This is a genomic window from Streptomyces sp. NPDC058470, assembly GCF_042721055.1.
GTDB lineage: Bacteria > Actinomycetota > Actinomycetes > Streptomycetales > Streptomycetaceae > Streptomyces.
On the sequence record NZ_JBHXMF010000019.1, the window covers coordinates 83,117 to 106,895 of the forward strand.

The window sequence follows — 23,779 nt, forward strand, 5'->3', positions numbered from 1 at the left end:
GCGTCCGTGCGTGAACGAGCGCGTCCGTGCGTGAACGAGCGCGTCCGTGCGTGAACGAGCGCGTCCGTGCGTGAAAACGCGGCCGCGCGGGGCGGTGGGACCGTGTCGTCGTCCGGACGTACGGTCCCATCACCCCGCGCGATCCAGCGGCTCCCGGACCGGTTCCTGGGGACTGCGGTGCGGCGCTGGTAGTGCGGTCGTACGGGTTCTGCGGTCCTGCGGTTCTGCGGTTGTGCCGTGGTACTGCGGCTCAGTGGGCCACGGCGCGCGCCATGGAACTGTGGCGCGGTTGCATCGGAACACCGCGGGCGGGTTCGACTGCGGACCTGACTCCGGCGCTGGCCGGACGGCCTGCCGGTGCCGGGCTCCGGCGTGGCTGTGCGGCCACACCGTTCTGGACGTCCATGACCGCGTGTGCCACGAGGCCGCCCATGGGGTCGTGCCTGATCAGATCCCGTAGCCGGGAGCGGGACGAGCGTCCCTCATTACCCGGATACAGGTGCTTGCCGAGGCCGACCGCGTGGGCCAGTGCGGCGAGCGCCGCGGTCCGTGGGTCCGGCGGAACGCCGGTGCGGATCGCGCTGTCCAGCCGGGCCTTGATCTCCCGGCTGATCGCCGTGTCCGTCGCTTGGTAGCGAGTCGTCGGCAGCACCCCGCACATCTGGCCGGCCACGGCATGAACCATGCCGCACCTCTCCAGATGCGAGAGATAGGTCTGGCGCAGCCCCAGGCGGGGTCCGCCAATCCAGTTCACTGCGCGTACGGGTGCTCCGCGTCGGCGAAGCAGTTCCAACGCACAGTCCAGTGTTGGATCTCCAGTCGGCCGTGGTACTACCACGGCGATACGATCCCCGTCCGGGGCTATCCGTCCGGCCAACGCCAGCTCCACTAGCTGTGCTCCGGCCAGACCGAGGTCGAGCGACTGCGGCTGTGCGGTGGTACCCGTGGTCGGGTCCAGCGCCAGCAGTAGAAGCTCTTCCGGAATTGATCTGCGGCTCTTGCCCATCCATGCCTCCCCGCGTGGATGAATGACAGGGTGACCCCTCTCACATTCATCTGTCGAGAGGGCGTGACCGGTTTGTAGTGGAACCGGTAGGTATGTCGTTCTCGTCTACCGCGGGGGACATCCCCCCACACAGGACACTGGTACATGGTTCGGACAACGGTGTCCGGGCGGCGGGTCAAGGGTTTTCACGAGTTTTCACGGGTTTTCACGGTTCGGATGGGCGCACTGCGGGTGTGCGCCGCAGGAGGAGGCATCGGTGGCGGGCGAGTCCCCCGACAGGTCGAAGCAGCACGAGTCGTCGGCGACGGCGTCGTCGGGAGAACCGACGTCGGGGACGGCAGCCGCGGTTCCGGGGCCGACGCGGGGGGCGGGGCCGGTCTCGGCTTCGGCCCCGGCCGACCCGCGCATGGCGGTGGCCCGCGAGAGGGCGGCCACGGTGCGGGTCGATCAGGCCACGGCGGTGTTCTCGACGCGGGCGCTGACGGACGGGGCGGATGGGGTGGCCCTCGCCGGCGGCGGGTCGGCCGGGCCCGGTGCGGGCTCCGACGGTTCGTCGGGTTCGCGCCGGGCCGGTGAGGTCGGGCCCGGGCCGGAGGGGGCCGAGGGCGGTGTCCCCGGGGACGGGCGTCTTCGGGCGGCCGTTGCCGCCTGGGTGGCAACCGCCGATGAGGACGCGGAGCCGTCTGAGCGGTCTGAGGCGTCTGAGGCTTCTGGGCCGTCTTCGGAGGATGCGGGTGCGGGTGCGGTGAGCGCCGTGTCCGGCAAGGTGTCCCTGCAGGGTGCGGACACTGCCGACGCGGAGCCGGAGGGCGGGGGCGATGGCGCCCCGGCCGGTGGTGGCTCCTCCGCGAGTGACCCCTTCGCGAGTGACGACGCCTCTGCGAGTGACCCCTCCGTGCCTGGCGGTACGACGGACGATGACGGGGAGCGGGAGGGCGGAGCCCTGCCCGCGGCGGGGGCCCAGGCGGAAGGCGCCGACGGGGCCGCAAGTGCGGCGGGTATGGCGAGTGCGCCGGGTGTGGCGACGGACGGTGCTACCGAGCCGGAGTCCGGTTCCGGTTCCGGTTCCGGTTCCGGTTCCGCGAGTGCGGCCGGCGTCGTGACGGAGGCCGCTCCCGCTTCCGGGTCTGCCGATGGCCCGCAGGCTGCCGACGGCGCCGATAGACCGCCCTCCGGCGCGTCTGCGGGCGACGGGGCTGCCGACGTGGGGCTCGCCGCCGACGCCGGCGACAGCACCGGTGCCGGGCCTGAGGAGGCCGCTGAGCGGCCCGCTGCGGCTGCGGCGGTGGCTTCCGCTACCGGGAGCGCGTCCGCGCGCGGGGCGGTCGCCGACGCAGAGCCAGGCGCCGGTGCCGAGCCTGCTGACGCCAAGCCCGAGGCGGACGCCTCGCCGCTCGCTGCGGCTCCCGGGGCGGAGGGCGCCTTTGGGCGTGACGTGAGCGCGGGGTCCGCCGCCGAGGCCGGTGCCGAGCCTGCTGACGCCGAGGCTGCTGACGCCGAGCCCGAGGCGGACGCTTCGCCGCTCGCTGCGGCTCCCGGGGCGGAGGGCGCCTTTGGGCGTGACGTGAGCGCGGGGTCCGCCGCCGAGGCCGGTGCCGAGCCTGCTGACGCCAAGCCCGAGGCGGACGCCGACGCCTCCGACGCAGCCCCGGACGACGACGCGGTACCCAGCCCGAACGGCTCCCCGAAGTCCCCCTCCGGTGAGCCCCGGGTCGACCAGCCCACCGCCGTCTTCAAGGCTCCTCGCCGCCCGGCCGTGGACCAGCCCACCACCATGCTCAAGCTGGGCGACGCCAAGCCGCCCACGGAGAAGGCCAAGCCCGAGCCCACCGACAGGCCCCACCCTGCCGACAAGCCCAGGCCCGAGGCTCCCGCCGAACGCACGAGCAAGTTCGTCGCCCTCAAGCCCCTCGACGAGCCCGCCCCGGTGAGGCCGAAGGCCGTTCCAGGTGCTCCAGGTGCTCCGGGTACTCCGGTCGCTCCGGGCGCTCCCGGTGGCACCGCCGCCCTCCCTCAGGTCGGCCCCGAGCGTCCTCAGGTCGCTCCCGAGCGTCCTCCGCTAGGCCCCGATCGCACCACCCAGCAGCCCCTGCCGCCCAAGCCGCCGCTGGACCTGCTGGCCGAGCTGACGAACACGCCGCCGCCCCCGCAGACCCCGGTGCGGACGATCGTGCGGCGGGTCAAGATCTGGACCCCGCTGGTCGTCCTGCTCGCGGTGATCTTTGCAGTCGTACAGGCTGTGCGACCGCTCCCGGCGGCGGGCCTCACGCTCACCGCCGACGCGACCTACACGTTCGAGGGCGGCACCCTCGACCTGCCCTGGCCGGGTCAGGGCCAGTCGGCGATCGAGGTCGAGGGTGTCGGCAGTCTCGGTACCGACGGCAAGCAGACGTCCGCGCCCATCGCGAGCGTGGCGAAGATCATGACGGCGTACGTGATCCTGCAGGACCACCCGCTGAAGGGGAACGAGGGCGGCGAGAAGATCACCGTCGACCAGCAGGCCGAGGACGAGTCGAAGAACGAGGACGAGTCGACGGCGGCCATGACGAAGGGGCAGCAGTTCACGGAGCGGCAGATGCTCCAGATGCTGATGATCCCTTCGGGGAACAACGCGGCGCGGCTGCTGGCCCGTTGGGACTCCGACAGCAAGACCTTCGTCGGCAAGATGAACGACGCCGCCAAGAAGCTCGGCATGACGAACTCGACGTACACGGACCCGAGCGGTCTGGAGAAGACGACGGTGAGCACTGCCACCGACCAGCTCAAGCTGGCCAAGGAGGTCATGCAGAACCCGGTGTTCGCCGGCATCGTCGGGATGGCCAGCGCGAAGATCCCCGGGCTCGACGGCACCATCTACAACAACAACGACCTGCTGGTGAAGCAGGTCGGCGTGACCGGTCTCAAGACGGGTTCCTCGACGCCGGCGGGCGGCAACCTGGTGTGGGCCGCGACCAAGACCGTGAACGGCAAGACGCAGACGGTCTACGGCGCGGTCCTCGGCCAGAACGCGGGCACGGGCAAGGTCTGGGACAGCCTCCAGCTGGCCCTCACCAACAGCCAGAAGCTGATCGACAAGGTCCAGCAGAGCCTGACGTCGGCGACGGTGGTGAAGAAGGGTGACGTCGTCGGCTACGTGGACGACCAGCTCGGCGGCCAGACCCCCGTGGTCGCCACCAAGGACATGACGGCGGTCGGCTGGCCCGGTCTGAAGACGAAGCTCGCGGTCGGCACCGCCGGTGGCGATACGGTTCCGCACTCCGGCAAGGCGGGCACGGTCGTCGGTGAGCTGACGGTCGGCGACGGTTCCGACCACGCCGTGACGATTCCCGTCGCGCTCCAGTCGGACCTCGCGGAACCGGGCTTCGGCGCCAAGCTGACCCGCGTCGGCTGACCTGCGCAGAGCCCACCCGGTTCAGCTGACCTGCGCAGAGCCGACGCGCGTCAGCTGAACCGGCGTACGCCGGAGGGCGTGGCGAACACCCCGTGAACGCCCTCCGAACGCCCCGCACCTCGCCGATGACGCCCCGTCCGGGGCGCTCACCGGCGAGGTGCGTGCTAGCGTCGCTAAGCGGCCTGGTCGCGGGCCGCGGGTCCCGGCCGAGAACGGAAAACGGGACACGGGAGTGCCTTGCAGTGGCGACAGCGGAGCCGACACACGCCGATGACGCCGATCCGGGCAGCCCAGGATCAGGCCCGCGAATACCGCTGAACGCCGATCCGCGAAACGGCGAATCCCGTCCGCACGACGACGAGTTCCGCCCCCAGAACGGCGTGTCCCGCACGCAGAACGGCGAACGCTGCCCGCAGGGCACCGAGCCTCGTCCGCAGGACGACGAGCCTCGTCCGCAGGACGACGAGCCCCGTCCGCAGGACGACGAGCCCCGTCCGCAGGACGACGAGCCTCGTCCGCAGGACGACGAGCCCCCTGCCCGCGACGAGACGTCTGCGTCCCGAGTCCCCCTGCTGACCCGTCTCCTCCGCCACCCCATCATCGTCGCCACCGTCGTCGCCGGCGTCCTCCACGTCGTCTGGTTCTTCACGTTCGCGAACAGTGGCGGGGACCTGGCGGCGCAGGACGCGTGGGCGGAGTTCGTGGGGCAGCATCCGGACTCGGCGTACAACCTCGCCTGGTACGGCGGGATGCACCCGGTGTCGTACAGCGTGGTGTCGCCGTATCTGATGTCGGTGCTCGGCGTCCGTACGACGATGATGATCGCGGGGACGCTCTCGGCGAGCCTGCTGACGCTGATCCTGATCCGCAGCCGGGCGGTACGGCAGCCGCTGTGGCCGGCCCTCGCGGGCGTGTTCGCGCTGCTCTGCAACGCCGCCTCGGGCCGGGTGACGTACGGCCTGGGCATGCTGTTCGGGCTCGCCGCGGTCGCCGTCGTCTTCTGCTGGCCGTACCGCTGGCGCTACAAACGCTGGGCGAAGGCACTGAGCGCGGCGCCACTCGCCGCGCTGGCCACCGCCTCGTCGCCGGTGGCCGGCCTGTTCGTCGGCCTGGTCGCGGTGGCACTGTTCCTTCAGAAACGCCGCCCGGGCGCGTACGCACTCGGTATCGCGCCGGCCGCCGTGGTGGCCCTCTCGGCCTGGCTGTTCCCCTTCTCCGGCACCCAGCCGATGGCCTTCGGCTCGGCGACACTGCCGTTCCTGTCCGCCGTGGTCGTCTATTTCCTCGTCCCCGAGGAGTGGAAGACGGTACGGATCACGGCGGCGGTGTACGGCCTCTCCGTACTCCTCGTCTGGCTGATCAGCTCCCAGATCGGCTCCAACATCACACGCCTGTCGATGCTGTTCGCGGGCGTCGTGCTGCTGGCGGCCCTGCCGTTCACGATGCCGCGCTCGCGCAAGTGGTACGCCATCATCCTGGCCTTCGTCGGTTTCACCGGGTGGATCGGCTTCAAGTCGGTCGACGACGTCGTGCATACGACACCGGAGGCGTCCTGGGCACGCGAGCTCGCCCCGCTGGTCAACGAGCTCCAGGTCGTCGGCGCCGACAAGGGCCGGGTGGAGGTCGTCCCCTCCCGCTCCCACCGAGAGGCCTCCGCCCTCGCCCCGTACGTCAACCTCGCCCGCGGCTGGAGCCGCCAGGCCGACATGGAGCGCAACCCGCTCTTCTACGACGACACCCTCAACTCCGCGAACTACCACGAGTGGCTGCAGCGCTGGGCCGTCCACTACGTGGTGCTGCCGAAGGGGGAGCTGGACGGCGACGGCGCTGAGCGTGAACGCGAGCTCGTCCAGCGCGGGATGCCGTACCTCAAGCAGGTCTGGGGCGACGCCAACTGGCAGCTCTTCACCGTCACCGACCCCACGCCGCTCGCCGAGCCCAACGCCGTCGTCGACCGCGCCGAACAGGGAGAGATGATCCTGGAGGTGAAGAAGGCGGGCCGCGTCCTCATCCGCATCCCGTACTCCCCGTGGCTGAGCATCGTCGACGCCGACGGCAAGAGCCTCAAGGCTCCGCAGGAGACCGAGGCATCCAAGAACCGCGAGGACGACGACACCCCGAAGACCTACGACAACCTCAACGGCTGCCTCACCCCGGCCACGGAGAACGCAACCGGCGACAAGTGGACGGAACTCCTGGCCCCGAAACCGGGAACCTACCGCCTGGCGGCGCCGTACCAACTCCCACGGGGGACACCGTGCCCGGAGGAGCTGCGGTAGGGCGACGGTGATGGGTTTTCGCCCCCGTCGCCCCGTCGCCCCCGCCGAGAGGTGGGCCGCTCGATCAGCTGTGGAGCAGCGCGGGCAGCAGCGACTGGTCGACACATCTGCTCAGGTAGTCGGTGTCGGCGGGTATGCCTTCGAGCATCGGACGGGTGAGCATCAAGCTGAGCAGGATCTGCGGCAGGAAGTCGGTGGCGGACGGCCGGTGGGACAGCTCGCCACGCTCAACTGCTCGGTCGACAACCTCAATGAGATCCGCGAACCAAGGCCGCACCAGCGTTTCGCGCATCGCCTCGCCGAGAGTCTCGTCGGTCAGTACGGCGTGTCCGAGCGCGGCGAACAGCGGCATGTCGTTCTCCCCGAGGGGACCCAACACCTGTGCCATGGCCAGCAGATCGCCGCGAAGCGTACCGGTGTCGATCTCCTCCGGCTTCATCGGCCGCGTGGCGTACAGCGCAGCCGCCACGATCTGCGGCTTCCCCGGCCACAGACGGTAGAGCGTGGCCTTACTGCAGCGTGCCCGGGCCGCGACCATGTCCATCGACAACTCGTCATAGCTGACCTCGCGCAGCACGTCGATGGTCGCGACCAGCAACTCGGCCTCCCGGTCGGGGGTCATCCGAGGGCGACGGATCGCCTCATCGCCGTTGGCGCGTGACATCAGCACTCCATTTGATACAGAACAGTTTCGTACCAGAATTGTAGGTGGCTCGGGAGGACTCCGCCGACGGTGCGGTCCTTGGAGGCGACGGGCGCTCGCAAGGGCCACACCCGGATCCGGCCCTATCCGACCAGGGCGGCGAGCTTGCCCAGCGACTCGGTGAGCGCGGTGGTGGTGGCCTCCTTCACCCGGGCTGCCATCATGTTCACGGCCGCGCCCTTGAACTCGTTCTCCACCGTGACCAGAGTGCCCTCACCCTCGTCGGCGAGCACGTAGTGCTGGCCCACCGCGACCCCCATCGGTCCCTTGCCCTGCAGTCGGTAGGCCCGTCCGGCCTCGACCTCGGTGACGGTCCAGGCCACCTCGGCGGGCATGCCGATCAGGGTCATCTTCTCGCGGTACTCGGCGCCCACGGCGAGTTCGACCGGGCCGCCGTCGGGGAACTCGGTGTGGATGGTGTTCCACTCACCGAAGCGGTCGAAGTCGGTGATGATCGCCCACACCTTGTCGGCGGGGGCGGCCACGGATGTGCTGACGGATACCTGGGGCATGACTGCTCCTCTTCTGATGGGCCCTGCGGGCCGTGTTTTGACATGTCGCCCACGGTGCGGGCGGAGTTCGTGGAGTGGGGACCACACTTCGGTCAGGCCTTCCCGTGCTGGATCAGGTTGCGGACCAGTGCGTCCGCGGCGTGCGGGGTGCGTACGCCGCCGAACAGCTGGAAGTCCGGCCGGACGAGGACGACCGATGCGTTGAGCCGCTCGAACCACGCCGCGTACTTGCCCTCGGGGTCGGTGAGGCCGCCGGGTCCGAAGTGGGCGCTGCGGCCGCCGAGTTGCTCCCAGGCGGTGCGCTGGACCGGGGAGAGCAGTCCGGCCGGGTCACGATCGCGGCCCAGCATGAGGAAGCCGGGCGCGACTATTTCGTCCAGGAGAGCCGTACGGGTCCCGGTGCCCACCTGGGCCTGGACGCCCAGCGTGCCGCCGATCCCGTCGTCCTGCAGCGTCCCGCCCTGCAAGTTCCAGTTCTTGGACGCCTCCTGGATGTCCAGGGTGCCCATGGACCGGATCATGGCGTCCCGCTCGGCGCACTCCTTCGGGTCGGTCGCGCAGAACATCCGGCCGATGAAGACGGTCTGCTCGATGATCTGCGCGACCTGCCCGGAGCGTTCGGTGCTGTAGTCGTCCAGCAGCGAGTCCTTGCCTCCGCCCCCGACCAGCAGGGCCAGGCGCCAGGCGAGACTGGCCGCGTCGCGGAGGCCGGAGTTGATGCCCTGCCCCATGAACGGCGGCATCAGATGGGCCGCGTCACCGGCCAGCAGCACGCGGCCCTTGCGCCACTGGTTGGCCCAGCGGCCCCGGAAGGCGTACCGGGCGTGCCGGACCAGGTCGGCGTTGCCGGGGTGGATGTCCCAGGCCTTCAACAGCCGCCAGGCGTTCTCGTCGGTGTCGACGCTGTCCTGGTCGTCGTCCGGCATGATCATGAACTCCCAGCGCCGCCGGCCGGGCCCGGACGGCACCAGGGTCGTCGACCGGGCAGGATCCAGGTGCTGGCACGCGTACGGCAGCCAGGCCGGCGGAGTGTGCGGGAGGACGTCGACCACGAGCCAGTCATGGCTGAAGTCGAGGTCGGTCATCTCCGTCCCGAGCAGCGTGCGGACGGTGCTGTTGGCCCCGTCGCAGCCGACGACGTAACCCGCCCGTACGGTCTCCGGTTCGCCACCGGGGGTCGTTTCGAGGCCGTTGTGGGGGCGGACGGTGACCGCGACCCCGGACGGCCCGTCGTCGGACAGCGCCTCCAGTGAGAAGCCCCGGCGCTGGTCGATCAACGGGTGTTCTCGTACCCGCTGTTCGAGCAGACCCTCCAGGTCCGGTTGCGAGAAACCCGTCATGTGGGCGAAGCCGGAATCGGAGTCCAGGCCGAACCGCGATTCGGCCAGGGTCTCCCCCGAGGCGTCCGTGAGCTTGAACGTGTGCCCGTCCTGCCCCCAGGGCTCCAGCAGCGGGGCCAACTCCTCGCGCAGACCGAGCTGGTAGAGGATCCGCAGGGTGTCGTGGCTGAGAGCGACGGCGCGGGGCAGCGGATACGGCTGCTCCCAGCGCTCCACCACGATGACACGCACTCCCTGCTGGGCGAGCAGCAGCGCCAGTACCTGGCCGATCGGTCCCGCGCCCACGATGAGGACATCGCAGTCGTGCCGTTCGGTCTCTGGTCGTATGTTCTCGTTGTCGGTCATGGTTCAGCCCAGGGGTCCCAGGTAGGCCGTGCCCCCGTAGGTGTCGGAGACGGGCTCGAGCGTCTCCGGCCACGGGAGGACCATGTCGCGGCGCTCGCTCCGCGGCCGGGGCTTGCCGTCCCAGCCGATCTGCTCCATGTAGTAGTAGAGACAGACCAGGTGGCCGTCGGGGTCCTTCAGGTGGACGGCGTAGTCGATGCCGGCGTAGATCTCCTGCGGGAGTCCGTGTACGAGGGTGTAGCCGCGGTCCATCAAGTACTTGGCCGCGTCCCGCAGTTGGGTGTAGCTGCCGACCTGGAGGCCGATGCTCAGGCACGAGGTGTGCTCGCTCAGGCCGAGGATGCCACGCAGCGCCTTGTCGGCGAGGGCGAAGGTGTGATGCTCGGTGCCGGTGCGGAAGTACACGATCCGCCGGCCCTGCAGCTCTACCTCTTCGACCACCTCGAAGCCGAGCATGCCGGTGTAGAACGCGATCATCTCGTCCATGCGCTCGGTGAACAGCGAGACCGGGCCGATCCCGGTCACCTTGAAGGGCCGCGGGAGCAGGACGCCGCCGACGACGTACGTCTCGTCCAGGTGCTCCTCGGACGGGTGGTGGCCGGAGTCGATGTCGATGCCCTTGGCCAGCGCCTCGCGGACCTCGGCGGCCTCCGACATCTGCGGCAGCGACGGCATCACGTCCATGAGTCCGCGGTAGTGCATGCCGTACGGCTTCGACTTGCGCTGCCAGCCGATCTGCTCGATGCCGTAGTACAGCTCGATCATGTTGTCGTCGGGGTCGTAGGCGTAGATCTCCCAGTTGCTGCCGGGCATGTCACGGCCGTAGTGGCCGATCTCGACGCCCCGCTCCTTGAGGTACGCCTCGGCCTCCACGACCTCTTGCAGGCTGCCGACCTGGAAGGTGAGCTGGCTGAAGGTGATGTCCTTGACCTTGCGGTCATTGCCCCACAGGGTTCCGAAGGTCTTGTGCGCGAGCACCAGTGCGTGGTGGTCGCTGTTGTGGGTGGTGAAGGTCAGCCGCGGGTCGGTCAGGATGTCCTTCACGAACGGGCGCGCCTCTTCGGGCACCTGGCTCAGCACGTCGAGCTGGTCGGTGATGCGGAATCCGAGCGCGTCGCAGTAGAAGGTGATCGCTTCGTCCAGCCGCTCCATGTTCAGCCCGAGATGGCCGAGGCGGCGGATCTTGAACGGACGCGGCAGCATCAGGCGGCCGACGTCGTACTGCTGCGGGCTCCGCTCCGGGGCGGTGGTCATGACTGGGCTCCTGTCCGGCTGTCGTTGTTGTCGTCGGCGGGGTATCCGGAGGCCGCCGTCACGGGGTTGTGGAGTTCGCCGATGCCCTTGACCCAGCTGACGAGCCTGTCGCCCGGCTTGAGGAAGACCGGCGGGGTACGGAAGAGACCGACGCCCGCGCCCGTACCGGTGAAGATCAGGTCGCCGGGCAGCAGGGGGACGATGGAGGAGATGTACGCGATCAACTCGGCCACCGAGAAGATCATTTCGGAGGTGCGGGCCTTCTGCACGATCCGGTCGTTCAGCACGCAGCCCAGCTCCAGGTCGTCCGGGTCCTCGAACTCGTCGGGCGTGACCAGGACCGGACCCAGTGGCGCGAAGCCGGGGAAGGACTTGCCCATCGACAACTGCGGGGCGGGGCCTGCCAGTTGGATGACACGTTCGGAGATGTCCTGTCCGACGGTGAGGGCGGCGACGTGATCCCAGGCGTCCTTCTCCGCGACGCGCTGGCCGTACCGCCCGATCACTACGACGAGTTCGACCTCCCAGTCGACGTTCCCGCTGGGCACCGGGATCGGGTCCTGGGGACCGGACAGGCTGGTCCGGAACTTGGTGAAGATCATCGGGTCCTTGGGCAGCAGCGCCTTGACGTCCCCGGTGTGGCCGCGGGCGGCGGCTGCCTCCTGGACATGGTCGAGGTAGTTGGCGCCGATGCCGAAGACCTGGCGCGGTGCCGGGACCGGGTTCTGCAGGCCGTCCAACGGCAGCCGCTCCCCGTCGGGTTCGGCGGTGGCGGCCCACTCGACCAGCGGCTGCCAGCGGTCGAAGAGCTGTGCGGGATCGGCCGGGAAGCGGCCCTTACTGGCCCGTTCGACGTCGACGGCCGAATGCCCGGCGACAAGGACCAGCCGGTTGGCGATGACTCCGATGCGCATGACGGTGCCTCCTTGGGATGGATCGGTTACTTGACGGCGTCCGGGTACTGGACGCCGTTCGGCGCTGTCCGCGGGCTGTCGAGCGGTACGCCGAGGGAGTTGAGCGTTCCGGCGAGCAGGACGTAGTGGCCCACCAGCACGGGCAGTTCGATGAGCTGTTCGGTGGTCAGCAGCGCGCTCAGCGCACGCCAGGTGACCTCGCCGATCGTGTGGCCGGCGTGCAGTTGGTCGACCGCGGCTACCAGCAGACGTTCACGCGTCGACCAGACTGTTGAGCCTTCGCCGTTGAGCGCGGCGAGTTCGTGGTCGGTCAGCCCGACCTCGGAGCCGAGCCCGACGTGGTGGTGCAGTTCGTACGCGCAGCCGCAGAGCGACGCGGTTCTGATGATCACCAACTCCCGCTCCCGGGGCGGGAACGCGGACTCCGTCAGCAGATGCAGACAGAACGGCAGCCATTTCCGGTAGAGCGCCGGATGGCGCACCAAGGTGCTGAAGAGGTTGGGTGCGTCCTCACCCAGGACGCCGGTCAGCAGCTCGCGCTGCTCGTCCGTGCGCTGTGCTCTCCCGAGAGGGGTCAGGTGCCGCTGCGTCGGTGAATGCGACGGGGGCCCGACCGGCTGTGATTTGGGCATGGTTCTCCCTTCGAACGTGGTCGGAGATCAGCTATGTGGCCGATGTGCCGGAAGCACCGGAATCCGTGGCAGTCCCGGAAGTCCCGGATTTCTCGGACGTCTTGAAGGTGACGTCGTGGCCCGAGAGCGTGACGCCGATACCGGAGGAATCGGTGGAGATCGACCGCAGGGTCATCCCGTGCGGGAGGTTCTGCAGCGGGATCTTCTGCTCGAAGGTCCTGCTGACCGAGTCCAGGACGGACTGCGGCAGTTGGTCCGAGGAGATGCCCAGCACCTTGAAGGCGATGGTGGTGGGCCCGTCCTTGGTCACCTGGGCGTTCACCGCGATGTTCCCGGCTATCGGCACGCTCAGCGAGGCGGTGATCCGCCCCGGCGCCGACCCGGCCCTGACGTCCAGGCCCAGGGTTGTGGACAGGTCCTCGTACGAGACGAACGCGGTGGCTTCGGCGGAGCCCGCCTGGGCGCTGTCCGCGTCCGAGCTCCGCCTGAGGTGGGTCATATGGGCTTCCAGCCGGGAGATCGGGACCGGGCTGTCCGTCCCGGCCGGTATCTGTTCGGCGGAGACATCCACCTGGTCCAGGGTTCCCCGGGCCGCCTGGGTCAGGAACGGGAATCCCCGAATGTGCACCTTCGGTGCTGTCGCGGTCCCGGTGGCCTTCTGGAAGGCGTGCGCGGTCTGCGCTTCCGAGTAGGCGCGTACGCCGTAGTCGGTACCGAGGGCCGCCAAGGGGAGGGCTGCGACGACCCCGATGAGCACGCGGTACCGGCGGCGAATGCGCCCTGTGCCCCGTGGACGGCGGGCGGACTGCGCAGTCCCGTGCGGCATGCCGGCGGGAGGAGCGGACCGATCTGTTTTCTCGGGCATTGGGGGGACCCTTCGGTCTGTCAGGTTCGGTGCGTCCGGTGCGGGCGGCGGTGTCACATGTGGACGACCGGTGCGGCGTCGGCGTCCGGCTGAGGCACGCCACGGCGGTAGAGGAGCCCGCAGACGACCATGCCCGCGGCGAAGAAGCCGGCGGCCCACCAGTAGGCGGCGGCGTAGCTGTGCAGGGCGGCCTCGGCGAGAACCGCCGGGTCCTTGGGGTTTCGGCCCGTGAGGTAGTCGGTGGCGGCGGTGGCCGACAGCGTGGTGAGCAGCGCCGTACTGATGGAACCGCCCACCTGCTGCATGGTGTTGACGGCCGCGGAGGCGACACCGGCGTCCTCGGTCGCCACCCCGGAGGTGGCCACGCTCATCGCCGGAGCCATCACCAGCCCGATCCCGAGTCCGACCACGATCAGCGGCGGCATCACGTTCGCGGCGTAACCGCTGTTCAGGTCCAGGGTGGTGAGCCACGCCAGGCCGACGGCGGACACGCCCATGCCCACCGGCACGACCGGCTTGGGGCCGAAGCGCGGGATGAGGACGTTGGTGGCGAGCGGGGTGGTGACCATGAGTCCGACGACCATCGGCATGAAGGCAAGACCGGTCTTGACCGGGCTGTAACCCAGGCTCTCCTGCATGTAGTAGGTCAGGAAGAGGAAGACGCCGAACATGCCCGCGCCGCAGATCAGAACGGCGATGAAGGAGGCGCCGCGGTTGCGGTCCAGCAGGACCCGCAGGGGCAGCAGGGGGTTGGCGGCCCTGGTCTGCCACCCCGCGAACGCCGCCAGCAGGACGGTGCCGGCCAGCAGCAGACCCCAGGTGGCCGGCGAACTCCAGCCGTGTGTCTCGGCGTTGGAGAATCCGTAGACCACGCAGAACAGGCCGGACGACACGAGGATCGTGCCGGGCACGTCCAGAGTGGCGGTCCTGTCGCGGGCGGTACGGGTCAGCAGCAGGACCCCGCCGACGAAGGCGACGAGGGCGAAGCCCAGGTTGACGTACAGCGTCCAGCGCCAGTCGAGGTACTCGGTGAGGACGCCGCCCAGGAGCAGGCCGATGGCCGCACCGGCACCCGCGATGCCGCCGTAGACGCTGAACGCCTTCGAGCGTTCCCTGGAGTCCGTGAACGTCGTGGTCAGCAGCGACAGTGCGGCCGGTGCCAGGAGCGCACCGAACAGCCCCTGGCCGGCGCGGGCGCCGACCAGCATGCCGAAGCTGTCGGCCGCGCCGCCCAGCGCGGAAGCGCCCGAGAAGCCGACCAGGCCCACCAGGAAGGTGATCTTGCGGCCGAACAGGTCCGCGATACGGCCGCCGAGCAGCAGCAGGCTGCCGAAGGCCAGCGCGTAGGCGGTGATGACCCACTGTCGGTTGCCGTTGCTGAAGCCCAGGTCCTGCTGGGCCGACGGCAGGGCGATGTTCACGATCGATGCGTCGAGCACCACCATCAACTGGGCGATGCAGACGACGGCGAGGATCCACCACCGGCGGCGGACTCGGTCGGACGGAGGGGTTGCCGTGCCGACACCTTTTGTGTCGGCGGAACGGACGGACATGGTGGATCTCCAGAGAGGGATGTCGGAGGCGGCCGGGCACGAGGCCATGGCGAAGCCGGGGGAGGGGGCAGGGAGGACGGATCGGGACAGTAGGGGGAAGGCAGGAAAGGCGTGATCAGGGCTGCAGCGCCGTGGGTTCGAGCAGGGGCAGCAGCAGTTGGTCGACGCATCTGGTGAGGTAGTCGGTGTCGGCGAGGCCGCGCCCGAACAGCGGACGGGTGAGTGCCAGGCTGAGCAGCACTTCGGGCAGGAAGTGCGCGCCCGGCGGCCGGGTGGCCGGCTCGCGCCGCTCGACCGCCCGCTCGACGGACGCGATCGGATCAGCGAACCAGGGCTCCACCACCGATGTCCTTACCGCTCGGGCGAGTTCCTCGTCCCTGAGCACGGCGTGCCCCAGTGCGGCGGCCGGCGCCGTCATCGTCTCCCCGCCTGCCACCAGCAGCCCGACCATGGTCAACAGATCGCCGTGCAGCATGCCCGTGTCGACCTCCTCCGGCCTCATCGGGCGCGTGGCGTGGAGCGCGGCAACAACAAGCTGTGGCTTGGTCGGCCACAGCTCGTCGAGCGCGGCCTTGCTGCACCGCCCCTGCGCTGCGACCAGGTCCATCGACAGTTCCTCGTAGCTGACCTCGCCCAGCACCTCCGCCGCCGCATTGGGCAGCTCCATCTCCCGGGCCTGGGAAATGGGGGAGCGGCGGGTCGACGGCTCGTCTGTGACGTCGAGCATCAGGTCCTCCATTTAGTACAGAACTGTTCTGTACCATCAACGTAGACCGTGCTCGGGAAAAACACAACCGTACTACCCGCCGGCTGTGGGTGCCGGGGTTCGGAAACGCGTGGAACTGGTCGGCAGAGCGCTCCCGCTCACCTCCCGCCGCCCCCACCGTGCCGCGTAATGACTGGCCGGCGCACTGACCGCGGCGGCCCCGGGCCACGAGGTCCCAGCCGAAGTGACCATGCGGCTCCCCGCCCCCGCACTCCTCGCGCCCGACACCCTGCCCACCGCTGCCACGGGCAGAGCGGTACATGGACGCGGCCATGTCCTCCTGGCCGTGGAGATCACTGGCGCCGAAAGCACCGTGCGTGCCCGATCGGTTCACCAAGCCGCCTGCCCTGTATGCCGAGGCACACATACGGTCCCTGTGGCGCCTGGACCTGGAGCCCTGGTGATGTACGGCTCAGACCGGCGGCGGTGCTCAGAACCCTGGGCTGAGCCGGCGAAAGCCGCGTCGGCCGTCGAAGCGCCAGGCGAACGACTTCGCCGACGCCTTCCTGGCACCCGCCGCAAGCCTCGGCCTCGACCCGGACCGGCCCGCGGTGCGGGTGGTCCTGCGCTCCTGGATCGGCTCCGTCCTGGAGGCCGCGGCAGGCTGGCTCCAGGAAGGTCGTCCGATCCCCGCGGCCGACCTTGTCGAGGTGCTCGTCGCCACCCTCGCCGAACTGCTCCGTCAGGCCGCCCGCCTCGACCCCGAAATCGACGTTGCCGCGGCCCTTTCCCAGTGGGACCGGCCAACCTGACGGCTGAGGCCCAGTCAGGCGAGTCCAACTCGCTGGGCTGGGCCTGAGCTGCACTTCAAAGATAAAACGAGGGTCTGCCTCAGACCCGCGTCAGGAAGTCCCTTCAGTCCTTCGCGATGCCGCTGTACGCCGCGCTTCCGGTCTTCGACTCGGCGCAGGGCCGGATGTTCCTGGCGTTCTCCGAGGACGCACGGCGAACCCACGCCGCGAATCCGCGCCTTGGCGAACTCGAACCCGAGCTGCAACGCGCACGCGAGGAGAGGTTCGTCTCCCACGACGTGCCAACCGACGGCGGCACCACCACCATGGCCGTTCCCGTCCTCGTCGACGACACACGGGTCGGAGTGATCGCGACGCTCGCCTTCCAGACCACCCTGCGGGAACCGGATCTGATCCCGGTCAGGAAGGAACTGGACCGGGCCGCGGCCGAGTTGTCCGCACGCGTCCGGGCGGACATCGCCGTACGGGATGGGCAGTCGCGGTAGTTCCCGGTGGCACTGCAGCCAGCCCCTCCGGCGTTTGAGGAGCGGGGTCTGGGGCGGAGCCCCAGGAACAAGGGACGGGCAGGGGCGTGGGGGGCGAAAACCACGCCCCACGCCCCCCGCCCCGTCACCTCACCGGAAACGCCACATCACACACCGCGTCCTCCGGGCCCGCCGCATCCCAGTCCGCGAAGTACACCTCCCGACAGGGACCGTCGTACGACAGCCCCCGCGCGGCCATCCACCCCTCGACCGCCTCGAACGCGGCAAGGATCTGCGGATGGGCGACCTGCGCCTTGGTGATCCGGGTGTACGCGAGCCGCCGCGCGGGCTCGACCCGCACGCGGGTGTCGAAGGCGCGCCCCCGCGAAGACGCCCACGCCCGCGCCGCGTCCGCGTCGGCGACGGGCACACACGACTCGGCGGGCCCGTCGCTCTCCTGGGACACCTCCGAGTGGTAGACGACGAAGGGCGCCGCGGTCGCCCCACCGCAGACCCGCGCGCCCTCCTCAAGCCGCCCCAGCGACGCCGGGATCCACGTCGGCAACTCGTCGGCGAGCGTGTGCCGCGACTCCGTCAGCACCACCTGCTCGGGCACGTCCACCGTCTCGATCACGAACTTCTCGTACATCTCGGAACTCCTTCCCGAAAGCCGTCCACGGAGGTATTCGGCAAGGGTCCGCTGCGCAGCGAACCGCGCCTCCGCGTCCGCCCAGTACGCGTCGAGCAGCGCGGCAGCGGCCAAGGAGCCCTCCGCATCGCCGGCCTCGACAACCCCGGCGATCCGCGCGAGCGGCATGTCGAGCTGGCGCAGCAGCGCCACCAGGCGGGCGCGTTCGATCTGGTCGGCGCGGTAGTACCGGTAGCCGCTGACCTCGTCGACGTGCGCCGGGGCCAGCAGCCCGAGCCGGTCGTACAGCCGAAGTGCCTTGGGCGAGAGCCGCGACCGAGCGGCGAACGCGCCGATCGTGAGCAGTTCGCCCACATCGTGAGCGTGTTCGGAACGTTCCTGGTTCACGGGCCCATCCTCCGTCACCGGGCGCCTTCCGCCCGGTGACACAGGACGGTGGTCCCTGCCCCAGGGGCAAGGTCAACCCATACGAGGCTGGATCAGCAGGTGCGCCCCACGTAGTGCGCGCCGTCGATCTTGCTGGAGCGGCCGAGCCAGGAGTTGCCGGGGCCCACGCACTTCTCGTAGTTGGGCCCGAACACCTCCACCTCGATGATGACGCGCGAACCGTCGCTCGTGCAGTGGTTGTAGAACGCGTCGCTGCCGGTGGCGTAGAACCCGCAGGGGTTGGCGGCCGCTGTGGCCGGTACGCCGACGACGAGCGCCAGGGCACTGGCGGCGGGAACCACGGCGGCGATGACAGTGGGCAGGAAGCGGCGGACGCTCATGGACGATCTCCTTGGGAGGCGAAGTGCCAGGTCGAGAGCCGGAAGGCTCGGACACAGGCAGCTTCGATGATCACCAATCCATGGGCCCAGCGTTTTCCTCGGACGGAGTACGGGGTTCACGCTTCCGGGCGCCCCCGCTGCCGGATCATCGGATCAGAAGTCCGGCCGACGGACCAGCCGATGACCTCAGCCGATGACGTCAGCCGATGACCGCGGCGGATCCGCTCAACTCAGCCGATCGCCTTCTCCACCGCCGCCACGACCTCCGCCGACTCCGGCTCGACCTGCGGTGAGAAGCGTGCCACCACCGCACCGTCCCGCCCGATCAGGAACTTCTCGAAGTTCCAGCGGATGTCACCGCTGTGCCCCTCGGCGTCCGCGCTCTCCACCAGCCGCTCGTACAGCCCGTGCCGCCCGTCCCCGTTCACGTCGACCTTCTCGGTCAGCGGGAAGGTCACGCCGTACGTCGCCGAGCAGAACTCGGCGATCTCCTCGGAGGTCCCGGGCTCCTGCCCCATGAACTGGTTGCAGGGCACGCCGAGCACGGTGAACCCCTGCGCGGCGTACCGTTCCTGCAGCCGCTCGAGGCCCGCGTACTGCGGGGTCAGTCCGCACTTGGAGGCCACGTTCACGATGAGCACGGCCTTGTCCCGGTACTGGCCGAGGTCCGCGGAACCGCCTTGCAGGGAGTCGATCTCGACATCGAGGACAGAGTTGTCAGTAGTCATAAACGGATGCTAACTCCGTTTATCCCGCAGGTGTGGCGCGATCTCGGTGGCCAGCAGTTCCAGGTGGTCGAGGTCGGAGAGGTCGCGCAGGCGGACGTACACGCGGGATGCGCCGAGGTCGGCGTACTCGCCGAGCAGGTCGACGATCCTCGCGGGGGAGCCGTGCAGGGGCTCCTCCGGGGGAAGGCGGGACGGCTCGCGCAGCAGGGCGAGGCGGGCGGCGATCTCCGCCTCGGTGCGGCCGGAGGCGATGCCCAGGCATACCGAGAGGATCAGGGGAGGTCCGCCGACGGCGGTTCTGGCGGCGCGCGCCCCGGCGTACAGCTCGGCGCTCTGCGCGGGCGAGGTGAACGGCAGGTTGAACTCGTCGGCGTAGCGGGCGGCGAGGGCCGGTGTGCGGCGGGGGCCACGGCCGCCCACGATCAGCGGGATACGGGGCTGCTGTACCGGCTTCGGCAGGGCGGGCGAGTCGGTAAGACGGTAGTGGCGGCCCTCGTACGAGAACTGCTTGCCGGGCGGCGTGGCCCACAGGCCGGTGATCACCTGGAACTGTTCCTCCATCCGCTCGAAGCGCTCGGCGGCCGGCGGGAACGGAATGCCGTACGCGCTGTGGTCCGGCGTGAACCAGCCTGCTCCCAGGCCGAGTTCGACTCTGCCGTCGCTCATCGCGTCTACCTGGGCGGCGATGACCGCGAGCGCGCCGGGCTGTCGGAAGGTGGCCGAGGTCATCAGCGTGCCGAGGCGGATCGTCGAGGTCTCGCGGGCCAGTCCGGCCAGGGTGGTCCAGGCGTCGGTGGGGCCGGGCAGGGCGTCGGTGAAGTGCATGGGGTGGTAGTGGTCGGCGACGAAGAAGCCGTCGAAGCCGCAGTCCTCCGCGTGCCGGGCGGCGCGCAGCAGTTCGTCGTACGTGGCTCCGTGGTACGGCTCGGTGAAGACGCGCAGCTCCATCGCCCGCTCACACCCCTGTCCGGTGACTGGCCAGCAGCAGGTCGTGGAGTTCGGCGCGGCAGCGGGCGAGTTCGGTGGCGTGGGCGTCGTGGCCCAGGGACCGGGGCCGGGGGACCGGCACGTCCATGACGGTACGGACCTGGCCCGGGCGCGGGCTGAGCACCACGACCCGGTCGGCGAGCAGGACCGCTTCCTCGATGGAGTGGGTGACGAGGACGACCGTGGAGCCGTGCTCCATGTGCACGCCTTGCAGTACCTCGCACAACTCCTCGCGGGTCAGGGCGTCCAGGGCCGAGAAGGGCTCGTCCATCAGCATGACGCGGGGGTGCTGGATGAGGGACCGGCACAGTGCCACCCGCTGCTGCATACCGCCGGAGAGTTCGTGCGGCAGACGTTTGTGGAAGGGGGTGTCGAGGCCGACCGTTGCCAGCAACTGGGCTGCGGATTCCCGGTGTTCGGAGCGGGGACGGCCGTGCACCTCGATGGGCAGCAGCACGTTGTCGAGCACCGACCGCCAGGGCAGCAGGGCCGGACGCTGGAAGAGGATGGCGACGTCCCGGCGGGGCTCGCGCACCGGCTCACCGGCGATCCGTACCTCGCCGGAGGTGGCCGGGAGCAGCCCCGCGATCACCCTCAGCAGGGTGGACTTGCCGCAGCCGGAGCGTCCCAGAATAGCGACGAACTCCCCGTCATCGACGTCTAGTTGGATGTCGTGCAGGGCGTCCACGGTTCCCCTGCGGCCGTCGAAGCTCTTCGACACACCGCGTACTCGGATCACGGGAGCCCCCTCAACACCGGTTCACCTGTAGCGGTACGAGCAGCGGAAACAGCCGTAGGGCCGTACGGCCGAGAATAGGTCGGCGTACCCCGTGATCAACCGGTCGCTCAATGTTTGTTACATGTCAACCGGCTCGGTGGTCTCGACAACTTCCCCTCCAGCGACTCCACTTGATTTCCATGAGCCTTTGCATTTCGAAAAGGACATCACGACTGCTCGCCGCACTCCTGGCCGTCCTGATGACGGCGGCGCTCTCCACGGCCTGCGGTTCCGACGACGACAGTGAGAACGGCGGCGGCGCTTCCGGAGGCTCCGCTCCCGACAAGGTCACCTACATCACCGGGTTCGGCACCTTCGGCCGCGAGGCGTACGCCTATGTGGCCCAGGACAAGGGCTACTTCAGCGACGCGGGCGTGACCGTCACCATCCAGCCCGGCCAGGGCAGCGGCAACAGCCTGGCCGCGCTCGCCGGCGGCAGCGCGCAGTTCGCCCCCATCGACCTCAGCAGCACCATCATGCAGCTCGGCGACGGCAAGGTCTCCGGGGTCACGGCGGTCGCGGCCGTCCATCAGACCACGGACGCAGCCGTCATGGTGCTGGCCGACAGCGGCATCAGCGAGCCGGCCGACCTGGAGGGCAAGAAGATCGCGGACCCGGCCGGGTCGGTCATCGGCGCCCTCTTCCCGGCGTACGCCAAGCTCGCGGGTATCGACGCCGACAAGGTCGAATTCGTCGCCCTGGAAGCCCAGCAGCTCGGGGTCAACCTGGCGACCGGCTCGGTCGACGCCGTCGGTCAGTACCGGGTGGGCCGCCCCAACATCGAGAACGCGGTCAAGGGCAAGGAGGTCGTCGTACTGCCCTTCGGCGAGTACCTCACCGAGAGCTACGGCGCCGCGATCACGACCACCACGAAGATCGCCGAGGAGGATCCCGACCTGGTGAGGCGATTCACCACGGCGTTGTTCAAGGGCATGCGGTACGCGATCGACCATCCCGACGAAGCTGCGGCGCTGATGGCCGAGAAGTTCCCGACGCTGAACAAGGGGACCGCCGCCGCCGAGATCGAGCTCGTGGGGGCCGCCGTACAGCCGAAGGAGGACGGCGCACCGATCGGCACCATGGATCCCGAGCGGGTGGCCGGGGCGATCAAGGCGCTGGAGGATGCAGGAGCCGTGAAACCCGGGCTGACGCCCGAGGAGTTGGTGTCCTTCGACCTGGTGCCGAAGTCCTGACGTGCGCCGAGGTTCTGACGTGAGCCGCGGTCCTGGCGTGGCTCGAAGCCCTGACGTGCCCCAAGATCCCGACGTGCCTCGAAGTCCTGACGTGCGCCGAAGCCCACAAGTGCTCAGGCGGGCCGGGGAGTTCGGCTGGCCGGTGCTCGGGCTGGTGACGGTGGTCGGGGCCTGGGCGCTGGCGGCGGCCGTCCTCGACGTACCGGAGATCATCCTGCCGTCCCCCGCGGCCGTGCTCGACGCCTTCCTCCGCGTCCCCGGCTATCTGCTGGACGAGGCGATGGGCACGCTCCTGGTCATCATGCTGGGGTTCGCGCTGGCCGTGGGCGCGGGGCTGGTGATCGGAGTGGCGATCGCGGCGTCACGGATCGTGGAGCTGATGTTCGCGCCGCTCCTGGTGGCGTTCAACGCGGTGCCCAAGGTGGCGCTGGCCCCGCTCCTCGTGGTGTGGATGGGTTTCGGGTCGCAGCCGAAGGTGGTCATGGCGCTGCTCGTCTGCTTCTTCCCCGTAGTCCTGTCGGTCGCGAGCGGACTCACCTCGACACCGGTCGAACTCGTCGAGCTGGCACGCTCGTTGCGTGCCTCCCGCGTCCAGACTTTTCGGCGCTTCCGCTTTCCCAGTGCGCTGCCGCAGATCTTCGTCGGGCTGAAGGTGGCCATGCCGCTCGCGGCCGTCGGCGCGGTCATCGGAGAGTTCAGCGCCGGCGACGAGGGCCTCGGCTTCGTCATCCTGCAGTCCGGCGCGAACTCGGACACGGCACTGGCGTTCGCCGCGATCGCGCTGCTGGGCGTGATGAGCGTGGCACTGTTCTACGCCCTCGTACTGGCGGAACGGACGCTGCTGCCGTGGGTGAAGGAGACGACGTCGCAGCGGTAGGCCTACGAAGTGGGCGAGTCCCGATCCTCCCGCTGGGCCTTGACCAGTACCTCCCCGGCAGGGGCCCGGAAGTAGAGCACGGAACGCCCCGCGCGCCGCCGCTCCACGAGCCGCGCGTCCAGCAACACCTTCAGATGCCGCCCGACCGAACCCAGCCCCTGTCCGGTCACGGCGACCAACTGGCTGGTGGACATGGGCGATTCGAGGAGTACGAGGATGCCGGCGCGGGCGGTTCCGAGGAGTGCGCCCAGACTCGCGGGCACGGCCGCCGCGTCCGGACCGCCGGCCAGCGCGCCCGCGCACGGGTAGATGACCGCGTACCGATGGGGCTCCTCCCAGGAGACCCACCCGATGCGCTGCGGAGTGACCGGTACGAAGAAGAGCTGGGCGCCGGAGATCTCGCGGGGCGGGTACTCGTGCAGGTTGACCTGGAGCCGGTTGTCGCCGAGCCACCGCGTCCCCGGCCGCAGTGCGTCGAGCGCCGCCGCCCAGCCTCCCTGGCTCAACTGGGCGGTACGCGCGACCACATCGGCCTCCAGGACGCGCCGCCGCCGGGCCCAGTACGGACGTACGGCCTCCTCCCACACGTAGGTGAGGAGGTCGGCGGCGCGCCGCGGAAGGTCGTCGCGGTCGAGGCGGGCGGGGAGCGGGCCGCGCAGGGAGAGGGCGAGGTGCTCGCGCGCCGCCCGGGGGGAGACCGCGCGCACCCGCTCCACCTCCTCCTCGAAGGCCGCCCGGTCGTCGCGCGGGGTGGGCGTGAGGAAGTCGGCGATCCAGTCCCGGCCGAGCCCGGAGCGGATGAGCAGCGCGGTGACGGGATCGGCGGCCAAGTGCTGCTTGTAGGGAGGGAGATGGGCGCGCAGCCAGGCACGCTCACCGGGGTGCGAGGCAGCTTCCGCGTGCAGCATCTTCAGGCTCGCGAAGGTCTCGGCGAGCGGCGACAGCACGAAGCGGCTCCCGGCGAGGGTGTCGGCGTTGACCTGCCACCAGCCCACGTACTCCACACCCCCTGACGTTTCGCTCC

Annotated in this window: 23 protein-coding genes; 6 read left to right on the forward strand and 17 right to left on the reverse strand. The window is 69.9% G+C overall.

The features are described 5' to 3' along the window. Positions 1-250 precede the first annotated feature (250 nt). Complete coding sequence (locus ACFWP7_RS16340; RefSeq protein ID WP_384381922.1) at positions 251-1,006, reverse strand: GPP34 family phosphoprotein; 756 nt, start codon at positions 1,004-1,006, stop codon at positions 251-253. A gap of 195 nt (positions 1,007-1,201) precedes the next feature. Then, positions 1,202-1,441 carry a hypothetical protein gene (locus ACFWP7_RS16345; RefSeq protein WP_384381924.1) on the reverse strand — a complete coding sequence of 80 codons (240 nt, stop codon included), beginning with the start codon at positions 1,439-1,441 and terminating at the stop codon, positions 1,202-1,204. 310 nt (positions 1,442-1,751) lie between these two features. Here ACFWP7_RS16345 and ACFWP7_RS16350 point away from each other — a divergent pair, with 310 nt between their 5' ends. Together ACFWP7_RS16350 and ACFWP7_RS16355 are read left to right on the forward strand one after the other, a co-directional pair. Beyond that, positions 1,752-4,397: a serine hydrolase gene (locus ACFWP7_RS16350; protein WP_384381926.1), complete on the forward strand. Its 2,646-nt coding sequence runs from the start codon at positions 1,752-1,754 to the stop codon at positions 4,395-4,397. A 242-nt stretch (positions 4,398-4,639) separates the two neighbouring features. Then, a complete protein-coding gene (locus tag ACFWP7_RS16355; RefSeq protein WP_384381928.1) occupies positions 4,640-6,676 on the forward strand; it encodes an MFS transporter in 2,037 nt (678 codons plus the stop codon). Between the two features lie 64 nt (positions 6,677-6,740). Here ACFWP7_RS16355 and ACFWP7_RS16360 read toward each other — a convergent pair whose 3' ends face one another. The 9 genes from ACFWP7_RS16360 to ACFWP7_RS16400 all read right to left on the reverse strand — a co-directional run bounded on the left by ACFWP7_RS16360 (position 6,741) and on the right by ACFWP7_RS16400 (position 15,521). Beyond that, entirely contained in the window at positions 6,741-7,340 is a 600-nt protein-coding gene (locus ACFWP7_RS16360; protein ID WP_384381930.1) for a TetR-like C-terminal domain-containing protein, read from the reverse strand. A gap of 122 nt (positions 7,341-7,462) precedes the next feature. After that, positions 7,463-7,891 carry an SRPBCC family protein gene (locus ACFWP7_RS16365; RefSeq protein WP_384381932.1) on the reverse strand — a complete coding sequence of 143 codons (429 nt, stop codon included), beginning with the start codon at positions 7,889-7,891 and terminating at the stop codon, positions 7,463-7,465. A 92-nt stretch (positions 7,892-7,983) separates the two neighbouring features. Then, positions 7,984-9,576, reverse strand: coding sequence for a bifunctional 3-(3-hydroxy-phenyl)propionate/3-hydroxycinnamic acid hydroxylase (locus tag ACFWP7_RS16370; protein WP_384381934.1), 1,593 nt, complete (start codon positions 9,574-9,576; stop codon positions 7,984-7,986). A 3-nt stretch (positions 9,577-9,579) separates the two neighbouring features. Beyond that, positions 9,580-10,830 (reverse strand): VOC family protein, encoded by a 1,251-nt coding sequence (locus ACFWP7_RS16375; protein WP_384381936.1) that lies wholly within the window; start codon positions 10,828-10,830, stop codon positions 9,580-9,582. After that, complete coding sequence (locus ACFWP7_RS16380; protein ID WP_384381938.1) at positions 10,827-11,744, reverse strand: fumarylacetoacetate hydrolase family protein; 918 nt, start codon at positions 11,742-11,744, stop codon at positions 10,827-10,829. Before ACFWP7_RS16380 ends, ACFWP7_RS16375 begins: the two co-directional genes overlap by 4 nt. A gap of 26 nt (positions 11,745-11,770) precedes the next feature. Beyond that, positions 11,771-12,376: a carboxymuconolactone decarboxylase family protein gene (locus ACFWP7_RS16385; protein ID WP_384381940.1), complete on the reverse strand. Its 606-nt coding sequence runs from the start codon at positions 12,374-12,376 to the stop codon at positions 11,771-11,773. A 31-nt stretch (positions 12,377-12,407) separates the two neighbouring features. Then, on the reverse strand, positions 12,408-13,202 hold the full coding sequence (locus tag ACFWP7_RS16390) for a DUF2993 domain-containing protein (protein ID WP_384381942.1): 795 nt from the start codon (positions 13,200-13,202) through the stop codon (positions 12,408-12,410). Positions 13,203-13,294: 92 nt separating this feature from the next. Continuing rightward, entirely contained in the window at positions 13,295-14,794 is a 1,500-nt protein-coding gene (locus tag ACFWP7_RS16395) for an MFS transporter (RefSeq protein WP_384381943.1), read from the reverse strand. 115 nt (positions 14,795-14,909) lie between these two features. Beyond that, positions 14,910-15,521 carry a TetR-like C-terminal domain-containing protein gene (locus tag ACFWP7_RS16400; protein WP_384381945.1) on the reverse strand — a complete coding sequence of 204 codons (612 nt, stop codon included), beginning with the start codon at positions 15,519-15,521 and terminating at the stop codon, positions 14,910-14,912. A 590-nt stretch (positions 15,522-16,111) separates the two neighbouring features. Between ACFWP7_RS16400 and ACFWP7_RS16405 the strand changes: the two genes are divergently transcribed. After that, a complete protein-coding gene (locus ACFWP7_RS16405) occupies positions 16,112-16,312 on the forward strand; it encodes a hypothetical protein (protein WP_384381947.1) in 201 nt (66 codons plus the stop codon). Positions 16,313-16,428: 116 nt separating this feature from the next. Beyond that, positions 16,429-16,797 (forward strand): hypothetical protein, encoded by a 369-nt coding sequence (locus tag ACFWP7_RS16410; RefSeq protein ID WP_384381949.1) that lies wholly within the window; start codon positions 16,429-16,431, stop codon positions 16,795-16,797. 124 nt (positions 16,798-16,921) lie between these two features. Here ACFWP7_RS16410 and ACFWP7_RS16415 read toward each other — a convergent pair whose 3' ends face one another. From ACFWP7_RS16415 to ACFWP7_RS16435, 5 genes are all read right to left on the reverse strand, one after another. Then, on the reverse strand, positions 16,922-17,812 hold the full coding sequence (locus ACFWP7_RS16415; RefSeq protein WP_384381951.1) for a MerR family transcriptional regulator: 891 nt from the start codon (positions 17,810-17,812) through the stop codon (positions 16,922-16,924). A 92-nt stretch (positions 17,813-17,904) separates the two neighbouring features. Next, positions 17,905-18,192, reverse strand: a complete 288-nt coding sequence (locus tag ACFWP7_RS16420; protein ID WP_384381953.1) for a DUF6355 family natural product biosynthesis protein — start codon at positions 18,190-18,192, stop codon at positions 17,905-17,907. Positions 18,193-18,422: 230 nt separating this feature from the next. Then, on the reverse strand, positions 18,423-18,920 hold the full coding sequence (locus tag ACFWP7_RS16425; RefSeq protein ID WP_384381955.1) for a glutathione peroxidase: 498 nt from the start codon (positions 18,918-18,920) through the stop codon (positions 18,423-18,425). A gap of 9 nt (positions 18,921-18,929) precedes the next feature. After that, the gene (locus ACFWP7_RS16430) at positions 18,930-19,868 is read right to left on the reverse strand and encodes an LLM class F420-dependent oxidoreductase (RefSeq protein WP_384381957.1); all 939 of its coding nucleotides are present in this window, start codon (positions 19,866-19,868) and stop codon (positions 18,930-18,932) included. Positions 19,869-19,875: 7 nt separating this feature from the next. Next, complete coding sequence (locus ACFWP7_RS16435; RefSeq protein ID WP_384381959.1) at positions 19,876-20,646, reverse strand: ABC transporter ATP-binding protein; 771 nt, start codon at positions 20,644-20,646, stop codon at positions 19,876-19,878. Between the two features lie 179 nt (positions 20,647-20,825). Here ACFWP7_RS16435 and ACFWP7_RS16440 point away from each other — a divergent pair, with 179 nt between their 5' ends. Continuing rightward, positions 20,826-21,878 carry an ABC transporter substrate-binding protein gene (locus tag ACFWP7_RS16440; protein WP_384381961.1) on the forward strand — a complete coding sequence of 351 codons (1,053 nt, stop codon included), beginning with the start codon at positions 20,826-20,828 and terminating at the stop codon, positions 21,876-21,878. A gap of 73 nt (positions 21,879-21,951) precedes the next feature. Then, complete coding sequence (locus ACFWP7_RS16445; protein ID WP_384381963.1) at positions 21,952-22,755, forward strand: ABC transporter permease; 804 nt, start codon at positions 21,952-21,954, stop codon at positions 22,753-22,755. Between the two features lie 2 nt (positions 22,756-22,757). On the opposite strand, the gene ACFWP7_RS16450 is transcribed toward ACFWP7_RS16445, so the two are convergent. After that, on the reverse strand, positions 22,758-23,750 hold the full coding sequence (locus tag ACFWP7_RS16450) for an ArsR family transcriptional regulator (RefSeq protein WP_384382027.1): 993 nt from the start codon (positions 23,748-23,750) through the stop codon (positions 22,758-22,760). Positions 23,751-23,779: the final 29 nt, after the last annotated feature.

Bases quoted from the DNA above. Each gene is read 5' to 3' on its own strand.
- ACFWP7_RS16340 (WP_384381922.1), bottom strand. From the start codon at position 1,006: ATGGGCAAGAGCCGCAGATCAATTCCGGAAGAGCTTCTACTGCTGGCG.
- ACFWP7_RS16360 (WP_384381930.1), bottom strand. From the start codon at position 7,340: ATGTCACGCGCCAACGGCGATGAGGCGATCCGTCGCCCTCGGATGACC.
- ACFWP7_RS16365 (WP_384381932.1), bottom strand. From the start codon at position 7,891: ATGCCCCAGGTATCCGTCAGCACATCCGTGGCCGCCCCCGCCGACAAG.
- ACFWP7_RS16370 (WP_384381934.1), bottom strand. From the start codon at position 9,576: ATGACCGACAACGAGAACATACGACCAGAGACCGAACGGCACGACTGC.
- ACFWP7_RS16375 (WP_384381936.1), bottom strand. From the start codon at position 10,830: ATGACCACCGCCCCGGAGCGGAGCCCGCAGCAGTACGACGTCGGCCGC.
- ACFWP7_RS16380 (WP_384381938.1), bottom strand. From the start codon at position 11,744: ATGCGCATCGGAGTCATCGCCAACCGGCTGGTCCTTGTCGCCGGGCAT.
- ACFWP7_RS16385 (WP_384381940.1), bottom strand. From the start codon at position 12,376: ATGCCCAAATCACAGCCGGTCGGGCCCCCGTCGCATTCACCGACGCAG.
- ACFWP7_RS16390 (WP_384381942.1), bottom strand. From the start codon at position 13,202: ATGCCGCACGGGACTGCGCAGTCCGCCCGCCGTCCACGGGGCACAGGG.
- ACFWP7_RS16395 (WP_384381943.1), bottom strand. From the start codon at position 14,794: ATGTCCGTCCGTTCCGCCGACACAAAAGGTGTCGGCACGGCAACCCCT.
- ACFWP7_RS16400 (WP_384381945.1), bottom strand. From the start codon at position 15,521: ATGCTCGACGTCACAGACGAGCCGTCGACCCGCCGCTCCCCCATTTCC.
- ACFWP7_RS16410 (WP_384381949.1), top strand. From the start codon at position 16,429: ATGCCGCTGTACGCCGCGCTTCCGGTCTTCGACTCGGCGCAGGGCCGG.
- ACFWP7_RS16420 (WP_384381953.1), bottom strand. From the start codon at position 18,192: ATGAGCGTCCGCCGCTTCCTGCCCACTGTCATCGCCGCCGTGGTTCCC.
- ACFWP7_RS16425 (WP_384381955.1), bottom strand. From the start codon at position 18,920: ATGACTACTGACAACTCTGTCCTCGATGTCGAGATCGACTCCCTGCAA.
- ACFWP7_RS16430 (WP_384381957.1), bottom strand. From the start codon at position 19,868: ATGGAGCTGCGCGTCTTCACCGAGCCGTACCACGGAGCCACGTACGAC.
- ACFWP7_RS16440 (WP_384381961.1), top strand. From the start codon at position 20,826: ATGAGCCTTTGCATTTCGAAAAGGACATCACGACTGCTCGCCGCACTC.